Raw genomic sequence first — 16,374 nt, forward strand, 5'->3', positions numbered from 1 at the left:
CGCCGTCGCGGCGTCCGTGCGGTTATCGAATCGTGCCGGACACCAAGTTGTCCATAGGGCGCAGATCTCCTTGTGCAGAAACCCGCGCTGGCGAGTTGGAGGTGCGGCCGTCAAGCGACCGCCCGCCGCGAGCCAGGAAGCGGATGACGTGTGGGGAAAAGATCCATGATGAGCTTCAATCCGCCGACCATGCCGCGCCCGGTCGTCGACGTTTATGCCCAGATCTCGGTTGCGCCGCCCGGGCGCGTCGCTCTCATCGCGGGTCAGGCGGCGGTCGACCTCGATGGCCGGTTTGTCGGCATCGGCGACCATCATGCGCAGGCCGTCCAGTGTTTCCGCAACCTCAAGGCTGCGATCGAAGCGCTGGAAGCAGCGCCATCGCAGCTGGTGCGGCTGACGATCAACGTCGTCGACCATCGGGACGAGCTGCTGGAACCCATCATTGCTGCCGGGCGGGAGGTTTTTGGCGACCAGTGGCCGGTTTGCGCCAGCATCTTTCTCGGCGTTCAGGCGCTGGGTCACTCCGATTGGCTCATCGAGATCGACGGGGTCGTCGCCCTCGGTGCCTGACCTGCCGCAGTCGGCGGCACCTGCCGCGGCTTCAGGGCCGGGGCCGGCGACGATGCATGTGCAAGGCCAGCGCCACCACGCGCCCAGCCATGAGCCGGGTGCCGGCAGCATCGGGCGCTGATGTTTCGGGATCGCGTGGCGGCTGGCGGGAGCGCCGTCCATCGTTTTGCCTGTCACGCATCCTCGTGATAACAAGCGGACAACGCGATTGCCCACTTTATCCCGATCGTCATGCCATCTCAGTCAAGACGTCTCGCTGCCGCTGAGAGCGGCGAAAGCAGTTCCCGGGACATCGGGATCAACGCCAAGGCGCTGCGATTGCGGCGCCGGATCACCCTGGACGAACTCGCGGAGAAGGCGGGCCTCAGCAAGGGCCATCTCTCGCGCTTCGAGCGGGGTGAGAAGGCGCTGTCGGTTGCGGCGCTCCTGCGCTTGGCTGCCGCCTTGAACAGCTCGGTCTCCGCGCTGCTGGGGGAACGGATGGAGGACGATGCCTTGCACCTCGTGCGCGGCAGCGACCTCGTGATGAGGGACGTCCCGCCCGAGGATGGCGGTTACCGTTTTGCCATTCTCGGCAAGCCGGCCGCGCAAGGGATCAGTGCCTTTATCGTCGACATTCCCGGCAACGGCGAGCGCGCAGGCGAAGGACACCATGCCGGCGAAGAGATTTTTTTCGTCATCGAAGGCCAGGTCGAGATCACCGTAGCCGACCGGGGCGTCGTCCTGCGGGCCGGTGACTACCTGCAATTCCCCGGCAGCCATCGGCATCTGACGCGGGGGATCGCTGCGCACAACCGCGTCCTGGTGGTCGTCGTCGAGGGACCGGGCGAGCGCGTCGGCGGCCAGCCGGGCTGAGGCCTGCCGACGCTCGGCGCCGAACCGGCTCCGGCGGAGGCCCTGACGTGCCGGTTATGGGGCCGCCGGACCGGCTTTGACTGCGCCGGTCGTCAGGGCGCCTTGCGCGCCCGCCGGGCCTGGTAGGCGCGGCGCACCCGTTCCCGGTTGCCGCAGATGTCGTCGGAACACCAGATGCGCGAGCGGTTGGCGGTGTGATCGACGAAGACGGCGTCGCAGGCCTGCGCCTGGCAGCGCCGGAGCCGGGCGAAATCGTCGGAGGCGAGCAGCGGAGCCAGGGTCCAGAGCACCGGCCGCAGCGGCTCGTCGAGGGCGTCCCCGGGCAGATGAAAGGCGAAGCCGGCGCGCCCCTCGGCCGGGCGGATCAGCGGCGGCGTCGCGAGGCGATCGAGCCAGCGGTTCAGCGGCGGCAGCGCGGACGCGGGGTCGGCGCCGTCGACGGCGGCGTCGGCCAGCGTGCGGATTGCCGCGCGCAAGGCGAGCGCATCGCGGAAGACGGCGGCAGCCGCGTCGGGCGCCGCCTCGGCCCGGCGCGCGAGCTTTGCGTGGGAGGTCGCACCCACGAGGCCGCGCGCAGCGCTCCAGGTGAGAAGCGAACCGTAGTCTTCCAGGAATTCGCGCTCGTTCGCGGCGCCCGGCCGGTCCAGCGTGTTGATGAAGTCGAGGCACAGCGCGCCGCCGACGAAGCGCAGGGGCCAGGACGGCGGGAACGTTCCGGTCATCGAAAATGAGCACCTTCGTCTTGCTAATGGCTGTAACCATTAGTATGGTTCGGGCAGGCGTTCGGAGCAAGTCCAGGCGTCGGGCGCCGTCAACGACGTGATGCTCAGGGAGCCAGCGACATGGCACAAGATGTTTCGACGGCCCGCGCCGGCATCGTCCGGATCTGGCGCGGCAGGACGGTGGCGGCCCGCGCCGACGCCTATGAGCGCTATCTCCACGACGAGGGCCTGCCGGATCTGCGCAAGCACGCGCTCGGCGTGCAGATGCTCAGGCAGGACCGGGACGGCGAGAGCGATTTCGTCGTCATGTCCTTCTGGCCGGATATCGGCGCCATGTCGCGCTTTGCCGGGCCCGATCCCCGGCGGATCCGGCATCTCGCCGAGGATGCCGACTATCTTGTGGAACTGCCCGATGCGGTGGAGATCTTCGAGGTGAAGGCCAGTACCCTGCCGTCGCCTTTCGCCAGGGCCTATGCGCCGGGAGATGCAAGCTGATGCCGCCGATCAAGGTGGACCCCGACAAGGTCTTCGAATTCGAGGATGCGGCCAGCTTCTACGACTGGCTCGGGGGCCATCACGACCGGCAGGATGAGGTCTGGATCAAGATCCACAAGGTCGGCTCCGGCCTGCCGTCGATCACCCCGAAGGAGGCGATCGACGTGGCGCTCTGCTGGGGCTGGATCGACGCGGTCCGCAAGAGCCTCGACGCCACGAGCTACCTTCAGCGCTACACGCCGCGCGGCAGGAAGAGCATCTGGAGTCAGATCAATGTCGACAATGTCGCCCGGCTGGTGGCGGAAGGGCGCATGACCGAGCACGGCCTGCGCGAGGTCGCGGCCGCTAAGGCCGATGGACGTTGGGACAAGGCCTACAAGAGCGGCAAGAACCTGGCGATTCCCGACGATCTGCAGGCGGCGGTCGACGCCGATCCCGCGGCGCGGGCCACGCTGGCGCGCCTCAGCGCGCAGAACCGCTTCGCTCTGGCCTTCCGCGTGCACAACATGAAGACCGAGGCGGGGCGCAAGAAGAAGATCGCCGATTTCGTGGCCATGCTGGCGCGCGGCGAGACGATCTATCCGCAGCGCTAGGACCCCGCGCGCTGCCACGTTGCTCGACCTCGGATCGGCGGGCCGCGATCCGCCGAAGACGTGCATGACAGGCCCGTGCGGCCCGCAGGGGAACGGCCGAGGCAGCTTGCGCGGTTGCGCCGGAAGCCGGATCTGTCCCGATCAGGGTGCTGCCGATCCGAGCGCCGCTGCCAACACGTCCACTAGGCCACGCCCGGCGCTGCCGTCGGCGTCGAGGCGCGGATTGTAGATCGTGATCTCCAGGCCGGCGGCCTTGCCGCTCGCCAGGGCGAGGCGAAGCGCGATGTCGAGCTCGCCCCATGACAACCCGTCCGGCACGCGGAAATCGACCGCCGGCATGAGAGCGTCGTCGAGGCAATCGGCGTCGAGATGAATGAAGAAGCCGTCCAGTTCCGCGCGCGTCAGGTGGTCGACCGCTTCGCGCGCGGCGGCCGCGATGCCCATCGCGCGTATCGCGGGCAGGTCTATCGCCTTGAGCGCTTCGGGGAGCGGCTGGCTGCCGAATTCCGCCTGATCCTCGTGGTCGCGGTACGCGAACGCGACCGCGTCTTCGGGACGAACCAGCGGACCGCGGCCTTCGATGTTGGTCAGGCGCGACGGGCCGTGGCCGGTGACGAAGGCGAGGTCCATCGACGCGCCCTCGCCATTGGGGTCCTGCTCGGGCCGGAAGAAATCGGCGTGGCCGTCGATGAACAGCAGGCCGTAGCGACCGCGCCGTCGAAACGCCAGCATCGAGCCCAGCAGGATCGTGCAATCGCCGCCGAGCACAACGGGGAATTCGCGCGCCTCGATGACCGCTTCGACCGCATCGGCGAGCCTGGGAGACCATGCCGCGATGGCTCCGGCGTTCAGGGTGCGGGTTTCGGAATCGGGTATCGGATCCTTCGCCGGCACCGCCAGCCGCCCGGCCCGGCGGGCACGGATGCGCTCGGCAAACCTGAGGTCCAGGAGGCGGTCAGGCAGGCGCTCGACGCCGTCGGTCGCCAGTCCGAGCGCGGAAGGAGCCTCGACAATCGCGTAGCGACGAGCTGGCATCTCTGCCTCCGCCGGCAACTATTTCGCCGGAGCACGTCACGGCTTCGATCCTGTGGCCGTCCGGACTGCGCACGAACGCGGCATGATAGTTGGCGTCATGGTCCGGCCGCAGCCGGGGCGCGCCATCGCAACTGCCGCCACGCTCCAGTGCCGGCGCGTCGAGCTGCCGCACCGTCGAACGGTCCTCGACGCCTTCGGGACCTGCCGCGATGCCGCGGCATGCCGTTTAGGCGCTCATGCCCGTCGGCCGGCGGCAGAGGCCCTGCCGCCGGCACGGGATGCCGCCCGGATGGAGCCGCCAATGGCGGCTCCACGATCCGGGCGCTTACGACCAGGTCTGCCGGCCGTACCAAGTATCCACGTCGGCTTTTACGCGGTCTTTCGCCAGGCCGTAGCGTTCCTGGATCTTGCCTTCGAGCTGATCGCGTTTGCCGGCAATGACGTCGAGGTCGTCGTCTGTGAGCTTGCCCCACTGTTCCTTAATCTTGCCCTTGACCTGTTTCCAGTTTCCTTCGACACGATTCCAGTCCATCGCTCACCTCGCTGGTTAGGCTACGACTGACCAACGGTTTCGCGGTCAGATGGTTCACTCGCCAGTCGCGGCATTTCATTCCGGACGCCGTGTCTCTTTTTTCGCGCGAGGCGGGGACAGGCTGCCGCTGCCGCCCTTCCCATGGAGGCCGACCTGCGCGATCATCGGCCGAGCTGGTCCGGGCGACCGGCATGGCTTCGAGCAAAGACTGTCCAGCAGGTCGTCCATGGATTCAGGCGTGCCTTCCGTGATCTCGCAGCCGGTCGTGGCGGCGCTGACACGTTCCGCGATGTTTCTCGTCGTGACGATCAATCCGGGGCCTGGGCCCGAAACTGCCGTGCGGGCGCTGTGCGCCGATCTTTCGGGATTGCTGCGGGCCGTCGGCTTCCGCGACCTGGCCGGCAACCTTTCCTGCGTCATGGCCTTCGGCTCGCAGGCCTGGGACCGGCTCTTCGACGGGCCGAGGCCGAGGGACCTGCACCCGTTCCGCGAGATCCGGGGCGTACATCATGCGGTCTCGACGCCCGGCGACATCCTGTTCCATATCCGCGCGACGAAACGGATGGACCTCTGCTTCGAACTGGCGCGGCAGATCATGATCCGGCTCGCCGGCGCGGTCACCACGGTCGACGAGGTCCATGGCTTCAACTATTTCGACGACCGCGACCTGATCGGCTTCGTCGACGGCACCGAAAACCCGGCGGGCGCCGACGCGGTCAAGGCCGCCATCATCGGCGACGAGGATCCGGCCTTCGCCGGCGGCAGCTATGTCATCGTGCAGAAATACCTGCATGATCTCGCCGGCTGGGACAAACTGCCGATCGAGGAGCAGGAGAACATCGTCGGCCGCCACAAGCTGTCCGACATCGAGCAGGACGATGCGGTCAAGAAGCCCTATGCCCACAATGTGCTGACCAGCATCACCGAGAATGGCGAGCCGCTCGAGATCCTTCGCGACAACATGCCCTTCGGCAAGGTCGGGACGGGCGAGTTCGGCACCTATTTCATCGGTTATGCGCGCTCCCCCGGCCGGATCGAGCGCATGCTGGAGAACATGTTCGTCGGCTCGCCGCCAGGGGTCTATGACCGGCTGCTCGACTTCAGCCGCGCGGTGACCGGTTCGCTGTTCTTCGTGCCGACCGCGACCTTCCTCGACGGTGTCGTCGCGGACGCGGCGCCCGCCGCGCCCGCCGCCGGCGGCCCGGGCGGCTCCGAACCCGACATCCGGGCGGCGGCCGCATCATCCAAGCGTCCGGGCGACGGTTCGCTCGGCATCGGCTCCCTGAAGAACGAGGCCGGCCATGAATAACCTGCATCGGGACCTGGCTCCCATCTCCGAAAGCGCCTGGGCGGAGATCGAGGAGGAGGCGACGCGGACCTTGAAGCGCCATCTCGCGGCGCGGCGTGTCGTCGATGTCGTCGGCCCTGGCGGCAGCGCGCTCGCCGCGGTCGGCACCGGGCATACGCGGCGGATCGATGGACCTGGGGAGGGCGTCGGCGCCGTCCTGCGCGAGGCCAAGGCGCTGGTCGAGCTCCGGGTTCCCTTCACGCTGACGCGCCAGGCGATCGACGATGTCGAGCGCGGCGCGAGCGATTCCGACTGGGACGCCGTGAAGGACGCGGCCCGCAGGATCGCCTATGCCGAGGATCAGGCGGTGTTCGAGGGTTATGCCGCGGCCGGCATCCAGGGCATTCGCGAGGGCAGCAGCAACGCCGCCGTCGCCTTGCCCGCCGATCCGTCAGCCTGGCCGGCCGCCGTCGCGCGGGCGGTCGGGGACCTCAGGCTCGCCGGCTGCAACGGTCCTTACGCGCTCGTCCTCGGCGCCGACAGCTACACCGCAGCGAGCGGTGGCAATGAGGACGGCTATCCGATCTTTCACCACATCGAGCGCATCGTCGACGGCGGCGTGATCTGGGCCCCGGCGATCCGCGGCGGCTTCGTGCTGACCACACGTGGCGGCGATTTCGAGCTCGCTGTCGGCCAGGACATCTCGATCGGCTATCTCGGCCATTCCGCCACGACGGTCGAGCTCTATCTCCAGGAGAGCTTCACCTTCCGCGTGCTGACCGCGGAGGCCGCGGTGGCGCTGCCGGCGGCTCCGACGGGCACGTGAGCCCGACGGCCGCGACGACACTCAGCGCGTCGGCGCGCCCGATAGGGCCGGCGCCTTGCCGGCCGCCTCGGCCGATGCCGCGGGCGGAGCCGCCTGCTGCGCCCGCTGGCTGAGCCAGACGCTGACCAGCACCACGGCGATGCCGAAGACCTGGATCGGGGTCAGCGTCTCGCCGGCCACCAGCCAGCCGAGCAGGACCGCCATGACCGGGCTGAGCAGGCCGAGCGTCGAGACGACAGACGGTGCCAGCCGCGCCAGCCCGCGGAACCACAGGATATAGGTGAGCGCCGAGCCGATCAGGCCGAGATAGAGGAAGCCGGCCATGTTGGCGCCGGTGAGCGGCGGAAGGGCGGGCTCGAAGGCGAGGGCGGCCGGCAGCAGCAGCAGGCCGCCGGCGGTGAGCTGCCAGGCGCTGAAGGTGAGCGGCGAGACGGGCGGCTGCCAGCGCCGGCTCAGCACGGTGCCCGCCGCCATCGACAGCGCGGCCGCAAAGCCGGCGACGACACCGACCGGATCCAGCGCCGCCTTTGGCGTCAGCACGATGAGCGCGACGCCGAAAATGCCGGCGACCGCAGCGGCGACGGCGAGCGGCCGGATCGGCGAGCCGAGCCAGAGCCGGGCGAGCCCGATGACCATCAGGGTCTGGATCGAGGTGACGGGCGCGGCGACGCCGCCGGGCAGCCGGTAGGCGGTGACGAACAGCAGCCACCAGAAGACCGAGAAGTTGAGCGCACCGAGGATCAGCACCTTCAGCCACCAGGCGCCGTGCGGAAGCTGGCGCACGATGAGCAGCAGCAGCAGGCCGGCGGGCAGGGCGCGCAGCAGCGCGACATGCAGCGGATAGCCCTGCGGCAGCAGGTGCGTGGTCACGATATAGGTGCTGCCCCAGATCGCCGGAGCGATGGCGGTGGTCAGGAGATCGAGGTTGCGGGCCATGGCCGTCGCCTTCCGGCTGAATATCTCGACCTCAAGATAAATCGTTTTAGCTTGACGTCAAGATATCTCGCGGCATGATCGCGCCATGGATCGTGTCGATGCCATCGTCGCCCAGTGGAACCGGGAGCGCCCCGACCTCGATACCGGCCCGATGGGCCTGATCGGGCGGCTGCGCCGCCTGTCGCAGCATCTCCTGCGCGAGATGGAAAAGACCTTTGCCCGCCATGGTTTGAACGATGCCACTTTCGACCTTCTGGCGACGCTGCGCCGCTCTGGCGCGCCCTACAGGCTCTCGCCGGGCGACCTGCTCGCCACCACCATGATCACCTCCGGCAGCATGACCAACCGCATCGACCAGCTCGAGAAGGTCGGCCTGGTCAAGCGGACGCAGAACCCGGGGGATGGCCGCAGCGTCTTCATCGCGCTGACCGAGAAAGGGTTCGCCGTCATCGACCAGGCGGTGACCGACCATGTCGCGACGCAACAGCGGATCACCGGGGCTCTGTCGGCGGATGAGCGTGCGCTGCTCGACGGCCTGCTGCGGCCGTTCCTGGCGAGTTTCGAGGCGGAGCGCTGAGGCCGGGTGGCTGCCGTGCGTTGCCTCAGGGCCGGCCCGCGCTCGCGCTCATTGCAGCGCGAGGCGCTCCCTGAGGCCGTCGGCCAGGAAGTCGATCACCGTGCGGACGGAGGGCAATTGGCCGCGCCGGTGCGGGCTGAGCAGCGACAGGGTCACGCCGCCGCTCCGCCAGTCCGGCAGGACCGGCACGAGGCGGCCTTCGCGCAGGGCCGTCCTGCACAGGCCGCGCGGCAGATTGGCGATGCCCAGCCCGCCGAGCGCGGCATTGAGCAGCGTCCCCGGATCGTCGGCGAAGATGCGCGGCGTGCCGCGCACCTCGACTGTAGCGCCGCCGGAGGCCTCCAGCGTCCAGGTGTCGCTCGCCTGGCTGATATCGGCGAGGATCGCGTCGTGCCGTTCCAGCATGTCCGGGGTTTCGGGCATGCCGCGCCGAGCGATGTAGCCGGGCGAGGCGACGAGATGGTTGGGCGAAAAGCCGAGGCGCCGCTGTAGGCTGTCGGAACTGGCGAGCGGCGCGCGATGGGCGCGCACGGCGACATCGAAGCCGTCATGGACGAGGTCGACGAAACGGTTGGTCGCGGTCAGTGCGATCTGCAGCTTGGGATGGCGCTCGGCCAAGATCGGGACGAGGTCCGCGAGCGCCATCTGCACGGTGGTCATGGCGGCGCTGACCCGCACCAGGCCGCGCGGCTCGGCCAGGCGGCGCTGCACGGCATCGCGCGCGGCCTCCGCTTCGAGCAGCGCCGCAGCGGCATGGCGGTAGACGTCCTCGCCGGCTTCCGTCACCTGGAAGCGCCGCGTGGTGCGCTGGATCAGCCTGGCGCCGAGGTCCTTTTCGAGGGCCGCGACCCGCTTGCTGACGCTCGACTTGGGCACCTGTAGCACCTCGGCGGCCGCGGCGAAGCCCCGGCGTTCGACGACCGCGACGAAATAGGCGAGATCGTTGAGCTTCATGGCAGCTTGCGCGCCTCCTCGGTGATGATCCGGCCGAGCTCGCGCGCGCCGGGGCCTGCGCCGTCGGGATCGGGATAGACGAGATACAGGGCGCCCCAGCGCTCATTGCCGCCCTTCAGCGGCAGCGGCTTCAACTGGCCGGCGGCAAGCTCCTCGCGGATCCAGTCTTCCGGATACCACGCAAAGCCCATGCCGGTGCAGGCGGCCCGGATCGAGGTCGCCTTGTGGCTGACCGTCAGCCGCCGGTCGGTGACGTCCCAGACGCTGGGGCGCACCCGTTTCGCGCCGCTGTCGCGGATGACGAGATGAAGATGGCCTTTCAGGTCCTCCACCGCGAGTTCGCGGCCGGTCCGGTGCAGCGGATGGAAGGGGGCCGCCACCGCAACGGCCCGGTAGCGCAGCAGCACGTCGCCGACATGGCCGGCCGGCAGGTTGTCGGCGCAGATCGCAAGGTCGACCGCTCCCGACAGAAGCAGATCGTCGGTCCCGCCCATCACGGATTCGTGCAGCTCGATGCGCGTTTCCGGCGAGGCCTCGGCGAAGCGCTGCAGGCAGCGCAGCATCAGCCAGGTCGGGAACAGGCCTTCGACGGCGAGGCTGATCTCCTGTTCCCGGCCCTGGGCGAGGCTGTCGGCGGCGCGTTCGAGCCGCAGCGCCTCGTCGACCAGCGACTTGCCCCGGCGATAGAGCATTCTGCCCTCGTCGGTCAGCCGCGCCTTGCGTCCGTCGATGGCAAAGGCCGCGACGCCGAGCCGCTCCTCGATCTGGCGGACGGCGTAGCTGATCGTCGACTGCGACTTGTTGAGCGCTCCGGCAGCCTGGGCGAAGCCGCCGGCCTCCACGACCGCCACGAGCGCGCGCCATTGGTCGAGAGAAATACGGGGCATCATTTCATCGAAACATTCGATCGCTAAAGGCGAAAAATCGAACTTTTATATCGACCTGATGCTGACATGAATAGGCCTGTTCCCAGCACGGAGAGGCCGCCATGAACATCCTGATCGTTACTGCCGACCCGCGCGGCCAGTCCTTCGCCGCAACCTTGGCCGACCGCTACGCGGCCGGCGCCAGTGCTGCGGCAGCCGCCGTCGTCGAACATGCCGATCTCGCTCGCGAGGGCTTCGATCCGCGTATGACCGGAGCCGATCTCGCACATTATCGGGGGGAGGGTGCCTTGCCCGCTGAGATCCGGCGCGAGCAGCAGCGCGTCGAGCGCGCCGACGTCGTCATACTCGCCTTCCCGGTCTACTGGTGGTCCATGCCGGCGCTGCTGAAGGGCTGGATCGACCGCGTCTTCACGACGGGCTGGGCCTTCGGCGGGAGCGACCGTTTCGCCGGGCCGCTGTCGCAAAAGAAGGTGCGCCTGATCGCCACGGCGAGCGGCGGTCCGCGCCTTTACGACCGCCATGGCTACCGCACGGCCATGGCGGCCCAGATCGAGCACGGCGTCTTCCATTTCAGCGGCGTCAAGGATGTCGCGACCCACTTCTTCTTCGATGTCGAAACCCGTGACGAGGCCGCGCGCCTGCGCAATCTCGCCGCAGCCGAAGATCTCGGTCGGACGCTCGGCGCCAGGCCCGCCGGCGCAGCGCTGCCGGGCGCGGCTTGAAAGCCGCCGGTCGTCTGCGCCGATCGCCGGCCGTCTCGGCGCGCCGGTCGCCCGTCTTCGTGTCATCAGGACATATCGTCATGCCCGTTGTGGAACACCTTCCTGCCGATGCGCCGGTAGCGGCCCGGACCTGGGTGGCGCTGGCGTCCATTTCGCTCGGCACCTTCGCGCTCGTCACCACCGAATTCCTGCCGGTCGGCCTCCTCAAGGAGATCGCCGGGGGCCTCGACGTCACCGAAGGCATGGCGGGTCTTGCCGTCACCATGCCGGGTGTAGTCGCGGCCGTGGCGGGGCCGCTCATGATGCTTGCCGCCGGCCGCATCGACCGCCGCCTCGGCCTCGTCCTGATGACGGCGCTGCTCGCCGCCTCCAATGCGGTGGCGGCGCTGGCGCCGAACATCGCGCTCATGCTTGCCGGCCGCTTCTTGCTCGGTCTGGCCGTCGGCGGCTTTTGGGCGCTGGCTGTGAGTGCCGCCGCCCGTATGGTGCCCCCGGCGAAGATGGGCTCGGCGATCGCCGTCGTCCTTGCCGGCATCTCGGCCGGAACCGTGCTCGGCGTGCCGGCCGGCGCGCTGATCGGCGAATGGGCGGGCTGGCGCAGCGCCTTCGCTGTGGCCGCCGCGGCCGCGATGCTCATCCTGGGCGCGCAGGCCGTCGTCCTGCCGCGCCTGCCGGTCGAGCGCGGCGTCCGGCCCGCCGGCCTCATCGCATTGTTCCGTCGGCGCGACGCGCTGGTCGGGCTCGCGGCGACCGTCCTGGTGATAGCCGGCCATTTCGCCGCCTATACCTTCGTAACGCCGTTTCTCATCGACCTCGCGCGGTTCGACCGCCAGGCGACGACGATGCTGCTCGCCGCCTATGGCGTGGCTGCCTTCTTCGGCAATTTCATCGCCGGCAGGCTGGCGACCGCGCGGACGCGCGCGACGCTCGCCGGCGTCGCCCTGCTGACGGCCGGCGTGACCCTCGTGCTGCCGCGGTCCGCTCCGTTCGCCGTTTCCACCGCGCTGCTGGTGGTCGTTTGGGGTGTGGCCTTCGGCGGCCTGCCGGTGGCCTTGCAGACCTGGATGTACAAGGCCTCGGGTGACGAGAAGGAAGCCGGCCAGGTGGTGTTCAATTCGGTGTTCCAGTGGGCCCTGGCGCTCGGGGCGCTGATCGGCGGCACGATCGTCGATCGCACCGGCATTGCCGCCGCCATGGCAGCCGGCGGCAGCCTGGCCCTCGCCGCCGCGGTGCTGGTCGCTGCGGCCGGCGCGGGCAGGGCCGGCCGGCCGGACGCCGCGCCGCCGGCGGCGGCACATTGAGGCCAGGGCATCGCAAGGCGGCTTCGCGATCGGTCGCGGCCGGCCGTTCGGGCCGGCCGGATGGCGTGGCAATGCCCCCGTCTCCTCTGAACGGAGAATGGCTGATGGTCCGCCCGCGCGCCATTGTTTGCGTCGGATGCCCGCCATGACCGGCAGGGCGACCGTTCGAACCAAGAGATGATGCCATGTCCCTCGATCGCTTCAGCCTCGTCGCCGCGGCCGCCGTCGGCGCGGTCCTGCTCGATGCCGGGCCGGCCGCCGCGCAGGTCACCTATGGCGGCTACAATCTCGGGCCGGACTATGGCGCCATGGTGCGCCAGCAAGAACAGCTCATGCTCCGGCAGCGCCAACAGATGCAGGCGCAGGAACAGCAGATCGTCGCTCACGTCATGCGCGATCCACGGTTTGCTCCGCTGTATCGGCAGCACCGCGCCCAAGGCCACCCGTCGACGCCCGAGCAGTTCGCCTATTGGCTGGCCGCGACCAACTGGGGCTCGCAGGACGGCGTCAGACAGCTCCGTGAGAACGAGCGGCGGAACGGCGAGGCCGAGCACCGTGCCTGGCGCGGCGTCCAGGACGCGGAGCGGGCGAGGGCGGAGGCCATGCGGCAGGGCAGCGTCCGGCAGTCCGAGATCGCGCGTGAGCGCGGCCACGGCCTGCAAGGCAACAGCACCTATGTCGGCGGAGACGGCCGGCAATATGTGCTGCCGCATACCCGGCCGGGCGTCGTGCAGCGCGATGATCAGGGCAATGCCTTCGTCATGGACAATGGCGGGCGGTATCACCAATGGACCCCGCATGGCTGGCAGCCGATGCGGCCGGCTTTCTGACCGGGCGGTCGTCGCAGCGCGACGTGACGTTACGATGGCTCGTCTCGATTGCTGCTCGTATCACCGGAAAAATGCCCTCGCGGCATGTTTCGGTATCGGTTGGAGGATGGCATGGCTTCGGTCCTGAGGGGGGCCGCCGATCTCGCCGAGGCGTTCGAGCGGGCCGAGACGGCACGGGAGGTGGGGCGGTTGCTCCTGCACGGGCTCTGGAGCTTCGGGGCCCGCACCATCACCGCCTCGTCCAATGCCCTGCCGGTCGCCGCGACCGTCGGCGAGTTCATCGCGAGCCGGCACATGTTCTTCCAGCAGTCGCCGCAGGCCTGGATCGATGCCTATAGGCTCGGCGGTCTGCATGATCGCAATCCGGTGGTCTTCGCCTCGGCGCGCCGCGCTTCCGCCTTCCAATGGACCGATTGCGGTTTCGACGAATACAGTTCCTGGGCCGGCTTCGGAGTGGCGCGCGATCTCGGGTTTCGCGATGGCTTCACGGTGCCCTGCCACGGGCCGGGCGGCCGGTACGGCGTGATCAGCTTCGGTTTCGAGCGGATCGAGCTGTCGCCGCACGAAAAGCGGGTCATGGCGCTGGCCGCCTCGGTTGCGCATGAGCGCATGATGGTCTTGTCGCCGCCGCCCGACATCCGCGTGCGCGGGCCATCACTGACGCCGCGCGAGCGCGATTGCCTTGCCTTCGTCGCCGAAGGCCTGTCCGACAGCGACATTGCCGGGCGCCTCGGCATCGGCGCCGTGACAGCCCACGCCCATGTCGAGAACGCCAAGCGCAAGCTCGGGGCCAGGACCCGCGCCCAGGCGGTCGCGAAGCTCTACGCCTTCGGCTTCATCTGACCAGGCATGGCCGGGAGGCCGTCCTCAGGCGCGGCTCTCTACCTTTCGGCACTCGCCGCGGCGCGGTTCGGCTGAGGCAGGGCCTTGGCTCAGTGCGCCATTCGCGCCGGCCAGGCGAAGCCGAGCGCCGCGATGGCGAGACCCGCCGTCGCGACGGGCAGGGCGGCCGCGCCGAACGATGTCAGGGCGATGCCGCCAAGGCCGCCGCCGACCGCGACCGCCAGATTCCAGGTGGTGACCAGCATCGCCTGGGCGACATCGCCGGCCTCGCCCGCGGCCTTGGCCGTGGCGGCCTGGTAGAGCGTCGGGGCGGCGCCGACCACGATGCCCCAGACGATCACCGCGGCCAGCACGACGGTGGCCGACGTGCTGCCGAGGCCGGCGGTGAGGGCCGCGAGCGCCATCACCGCCGTACCGCCCAGCAGCATGGCCCGCATGGCCCGGTCGACGAAGGCGCCGGCCAGCCAGAGCCCGGCAAGGCCGGCGACACCGAAGGCCAGCAGCACGACGTCGACCCGTCCGCCGAGACGGGAAAGATCGAGAAACGGCGCGATATAGGTGTAGAGCACATTGTGGGCGGCGACGAAGGCGAACAGGCTCAGAAGGATGGCGCCGAGCCCGGGCAGGGCCAGCGTCGCGACCGGCGAGCGGCGCGCGCCGCCGCGCTCGCCGGGCAGTTCGGGGAGGCGGGCCAGGATCCAGGCGACCAGCCCCAGCGCCACCAGGCTCATCAGTCCGAAGGCGAGGCGCCAGCCGATGATCCCGCCGAGGAAGGCGCCGGCCGGCACGCCGAACGAAAAGGCGATCGGCGCGCCGAGTCCGGTCAGCGCGATGGCGCGGCCGGCAAGCCCGGGTGGCGACAGGCGCACCGCATAGCCGACCAGCAGCGCCCAGACGAGGCCGCCGAAGGCTCCCGCGAAGAAGCGCGCGACGAGGGGATGAAGCTGTCCGACAGCGCCGTGACCGTGTTGACCACGGCGAAACCGCCGACCGCGACGGCGAGCAGCAGGCGCCTGCCGAGATCCCGGGTGAGCGCGATGAGGGGAATGGCGGTCAGCAGCGAGCCGGCGGCATAGACGGTGACGAACTGTCCGGTCACGCCGGGCGAAGTGCCGAGGCTTGCGCCCATCGGCAGAAGCAGGCCGGCCGGCATGACCTCGGTCATCAAGGTGATGAAGCCGGCTGCCGACAGCGCCAGCAGCGCGCCGATCGGCAGGCGGGCGGGAGCGGCCGGCGCCGCGCCGGTGGCGGTAAACGTGCTGGTTTCGACCTGTGCTGAAGCGCTCATGCGGCAGCCTTTCCGATGCGGTGTCCTTCGGTCCGGCCGCGTGCGGGCCGGTGGTGAAGCGCATCTAGGCGGTGCCGCAAGGCCGACAAATGGGCTATAGTTCACAACACTTCGGACATTTCTGTCGGGCAGGGCATGACACGATGGATAGCCTCGGTGCTCTCGGCGCTTTCGTTCAGGCGGCGGATTGCGGAGGCTTCACCGAGGCGGGGCGCAGGCTCGGCGTCTCGCCGTCGGCCGTCAGCAAGGCGGTGGCACGGCTGGAAGACAGGCTCGGAGTGAGGCTGTTCCATCGGTCCACGCGCAGCATCACGCTGACCGCGGAAGGCCTGCTGTTCCGCGAGCGCTGCCGGCGCATCCTTTCGGAATTCGAGGCGGCGGAAATCGAGCTGTCGCGCAGCCGCAAGGCGCCGCAGGGACGCTTGCGCGTCACCATGCCGTCCATGGACATGCTGCTGATGCCGACGATTGCCGCGTTCAAGCGGCGCTTTCCCCAGATCGAGATGGAGCTCGACTTTTCCGACCGGCTCGTCGACCTCATCGAGGAGGGTTTCGACGCCGCGATCCGGACGGGCGATGGCAGCGATTCACGGCTGATGGCGCGGCGTATCGGTTCCTATCGGCGCGTCATCGTCGGCTCGCCGGGCTATTTGCGGGATAGGGGCACGCCCGAGAGCCCCGAGGACCTCGCCGGCCATGCCTGCCTGGTCTACCGCATTCCGGCGACCGGCAAGCTGCAGCCCTGGCCGTTGCAGCGCGACGGCCGCGAGCTGCCGCTGGATCTGGCTCCCGGCATGGTGATGAACACGCTCGATCCGCAGGTCAGCCTGGCCGAGGCGGGGCTGGGCCTTGCCTGCGTGCCGGACATCACCATTCGGCGTCAGCTCGCGGAAGGCACACTCGTCAGCGTGCTCGACGACTTCATGCCGACCCGCACACCCCTGCGCGTCCTCTGGCCGACCAGCCGGCATCTCCAGCCGAAACTCAGGGTCTTCGTCGATTTCTTCGCCGGGAGCGCGCTTGCTCCCGATCCGTGAAGCGGCGCGCCACGGCCGGACCTTTGATCTCATTGTTCTTGTTTTGTTCCGTTTGGCGACATAACATGGATGGGCACGAGGGT

The 16,374-nt window shown here is 69.3% G+C and carries 20 protein-coding genes; 12 read left to right on the plus strand and 8 right to left on the minus strand.

Features of this window, described 5'->3' with window-relative positions:
• Positions 1 to 165 precede the first annotated feature (165 nt).
• The gene (locus OZ671_RS07050) at positions 166 to 570 is read left to right on the plus strand and encodes a RidA family protein (RefSeq protein WP_268860085.1); all 405 of its coding nucleotides are present in this window, start codon (positions 166 to 168) and stop codon (positions 568 to 570) included.
• Between the two features lie 231 nt (positions 571 to 801).
• On the plus strand, positions 802 to 1,425 hold the full coding sequence (locus tag OZ671_RS07055; protein ID WP_268860086.1) for a helix-turn-helix domain-containing protein: 624 nt from the start codon (positions 802 to 804) through the stop codon (positions 1,423 to 1,425).
• A 92-nt stretch (positions 1,426 to 1,517) separates the two neighbouring features.
• On the opposite strand, the gene OZ671_RS07060 is transcribed toward OZ671_RS07055, so the two are convergent.
• Positions 1,518 to 2,147 carry a CGNR zinc finger domain-containing protein gene (locus tag OZ671_RS07060; protein ID WP_268860087.1) on the minus strand — a complete coding sequence of 210 codons (630 nt, stop codon included), beginning with the start codon at positions 2,145 to 2,147 and terminating at the stop codon, positions 1,518 to 1,520.
• Positions 2,148 to 2,267: 120 nt separating this feature from the next.
• Between OZ671_RS07060 and OZ671_RS07065 the strand changes: the two genes are divergently transcribed.
• Positions 2,268 to 2,642, plus strand: coding sequence for a hypothetical protein (locus tag OZ671_RS07065; RefSeq protein WP_268860088.1), 375 nt, complete (start codon positions 2,268 to 2,270; stop codon positions 2,640 to 2,642).
• On the plus strand, positions 2,642 to 3,235 hold the full coding sequence (locus OZ671_RS07070; RefSeq protein WP_268860089.1) for a YdeI/OmpD-associated family protein: 594 nt from the start codon (positions 2,642 to 2,644) through the stop codon (positions 3,233 to 3,235). The genes OZ671_RS07065 and OZ671_RS07070 overlap by 1 nt, the downstream gene beginning before the upstream one ends.
• A 141-nt stretch (positions 3,236 to 3,376) precedes the next feature.
• On the opposite strand, the gene OZ671_RS07075 is transcribed toward OZ671_RS07070, so the two are convergent.
• Positions 3,377 to 4,270 (minus strand): arginase family protein, encoded by an 894-nt coding sequence (locus OZ671_RS07075; RefSeq protein WP_268860090.1) that lies wholly within the window; start codon positions 4,268 to 4,270, stop codon positions 3,377 to 3,379.
• A gap of 325 nt (positions 4,271 to 4,595) precedes the next feature.
• Positions 4,596 to 4,802, minus strand: a complete 207-nt coding sequence (locus OZ671_RS07085) for a CsbD family protein (protein ID WP_038314017.1) — start codon at positions 4,800 to 4,802, stop codon at positions 4,596 to 4,598.
• Positions 4,803 to 5,028: 226 nt separating this feature from the next.
• On the opposite strand from OZ671_RS07085, the gene OZ671_RS07090 reads away from it, so the two are divergent.
• Both OZ671_RS07090 and OZ671_RS07095 read left to right on the plus strand, forming a co-directional pair.
• A complete protein-coding gene (locus OZ671_RS07090; RefSeq protein WP_268860091.1) occupies positions 5,029 to 6,111 on the plus strand; it encodes a Dyp-type peroxidase in 1,083 nt (360 codons plus the stop codon).
• Positions 6,104 to 6,916: a family 1 encapsulin nanocompartment shell protein gene (locus tag OZ671_RS07095; RefSeq protein WP_268860092.1), complete on the plus strand. Its 813-nt coding sequence runs from the start codon at positions 6,104 to 6,106 to the stop codon at positions 6,914 to 6,916. The genes OZ671_RS07090 and OZ671_RS07095 overlap by 8 nt, the downstream gene beginning before the upstream one ends.
• Positions 6,917 to 6,937: 21 nt before the next feature.
• On the opposite strand, the gene OZ671_RS07100 is transcribed toward OZ671_RS07095, so the two are convergent.
• Complete coding sequence (locus OZ671_RS07100) at positions 6,938 to 7,852, minus strand: EamA family transporter (RefSeq protein WP_268860093.1); 915 nt, start codon at positions 7,850 to 7,852, stop codon at positions 6,938 to 6,940.
• Between the two features lie 85 nt (positions 7,853 to 7,937).
• Here OZ671_RS07100 and OZ671_RS07105 point away from each other — a divergent pair, with 85 nt between their 5' ends.
• Positions 7,938 to 8,429, plus strand: a complete 492-nt coding sequence (locus OZ671_RS07105; RefSeq protein WP_268860094.1) for a MarR family winged helix-turn-helix transcriptional regulator — start codon at positions 7,938 to 7,940, stop codon at positions 8,427 to 8,429.
• A gap of 48 nt (positions 8,430 to 8,477) precedes the next feature.
• Here the strand turns inward: OZ671_RS07105 and OZ671_RS07110 are convergent, their stop codons facing one another.
• Together OZ671_RS07110 and OZ671_RS07115 are read right to left on the minus strand one after the other, a co-directional pair.
• Complete coding sequence (locus OZ671_RS07110; RefSeq protein ID WP_268860095.1) at positions 8,478 to 9,383, minus strand: LysR substrate-binding domain-containing protein; 906 nt, start codon at positions 9,381 to 9,383, stop codon at positions 8,478 to 8,480.
• Positions 9,380 to 10,270 carry a LysR family transcriptional regulator gene (locus OZ671_RS07115; RefSeq protein ID WP_268860096.1) on the minus strand — a complete coding sequence of 297 codons (891 nt, stop codon included), beginning with the start codon at positions 10,268 to 10,270 and terminating at the stop codon, positions 9,380 to 9,382. The genes OZ671_RS07110 and OZ671_RS07115 overlap by 4 nt, the downstream gene beginning before the upstream one ends.
• 101 nt (positions 10,271 to 10,371) lie before the next feature.
• On the opposite strand from OZ671_RS07115, the gene OZ671_RS07120 reads away from it, so the two are divergent.
• From OZ671_RS07120 to OZ671_RS07135, 4 genes are all read left to right on the plus strand, one after another.
• On the plus strand, positions 10,372 to 10,992 hold the full coding sequence (locus tag OZ671_RS07120) for an NAD(P)H-dependent oxidoreductase (RefSeq protein WP_268860097.1): 621 nt from the start codon (positions 10,372 to 10,374) through the stop codon (positions 10,990 to 10,992).
• A gap of 80 nt (positions 10,993 to 11,072) precedes the next feature.
• Complete coding sequence (locus OZ671_RS07125) at positions 11,073 to 12,293, plus strand: MFS transporter (RefSeq protein WP_268860098.1); 1,221 nt, start codon at positions 11,073 to 11,075, stop codon at positions 12,291 to 12,293.
• A gap of 185 nt (positions 12,294 to 12,478) precedes the next feature.
• Positions 12,479 to 13,123, plus strand: coding sequence for a hypothetical protein (locus OZ671_RS07130; RefSeq protein ID WP_268860099.1), 645 nt, complete (start codon positions 12,479 to 12,481; stop codon positions 13,121 to 13,123).
• 111 nt (positions 13,124 to 13,234) lie between these two features.
• Positions 13,235 to 13,966 (plus strand): helix-turn-helix transcriptional regulator, encoded by a 732-nt coding sequence (locus OZ671_RS07135; protein WP_268860100.1) that lies wholly within the window; start codon positions 13,235 to 13,237, stop codon positions 13,964 to 13,966.
• A gap of 89 nt (positions 13,967 to 14,055) precedes the next feature.
• Here OZ671_RS07135 and OZ671_RS07140 read toward each other — a convergent pair whose 3' ends face one another.
• Together OZ671_RS07140 and OZ671_RS07145 are read right to left on the minus strand one after the other, a co-directional pair.
• Positions 14,056 to 14,853 carry an MFS transporter gene (locus OZ671_RS07140; RefSeq protein WP_268860188.1) on the minus strand — a complete coding sequence of 266 codons (798 nt, stop codon included), beginning with the start codon at positions 14,851 to 14,853 and terminating at the stop codon, positions 14,056 to 14,058.
• On the minus strand, positions 14,790 to 15,254 hold the full coding sequence (locus OZ671_RS07145) for a hypothetical protein (RefSeq protein WP_268860195.1): 465 nt from the start codon (positions 15,252 to 15,254) through the stop codon (positions 14,790 to 14,792). The genes OZ671_RS07140 and OZ671_RS07145 overlap by 64 nt, the downstream gene beginning before the upstream one ends.
• Positions 15,255 to 15,397: 143 nt before the next feature.
• Between OZ671_RS07145 and OZ671_RS07150 the strand changes: the two genes are divergently transcribed.
• Entirely contained in the window at positions 15,398 to 16,291 is an 894-nt protein-coding gene (locus OZ671_RS07150) for a LysR family transcriptional regulator (RefSeq protein ID WP_268860101.1), read from the plus strand.
• Positions 16,292 to 16,374: the final 83 nt, after the last annotated feature.

It is taken from the genome of Phreatobacter sp. AB_2022a (genome assembly GCF_026847585.1).
Classification (GTDB): Bacteria; Pseudomonadota; Alphaproteobacteria; order Rhizobiales; family Phreatobacteraceae; genus Phreatobacter.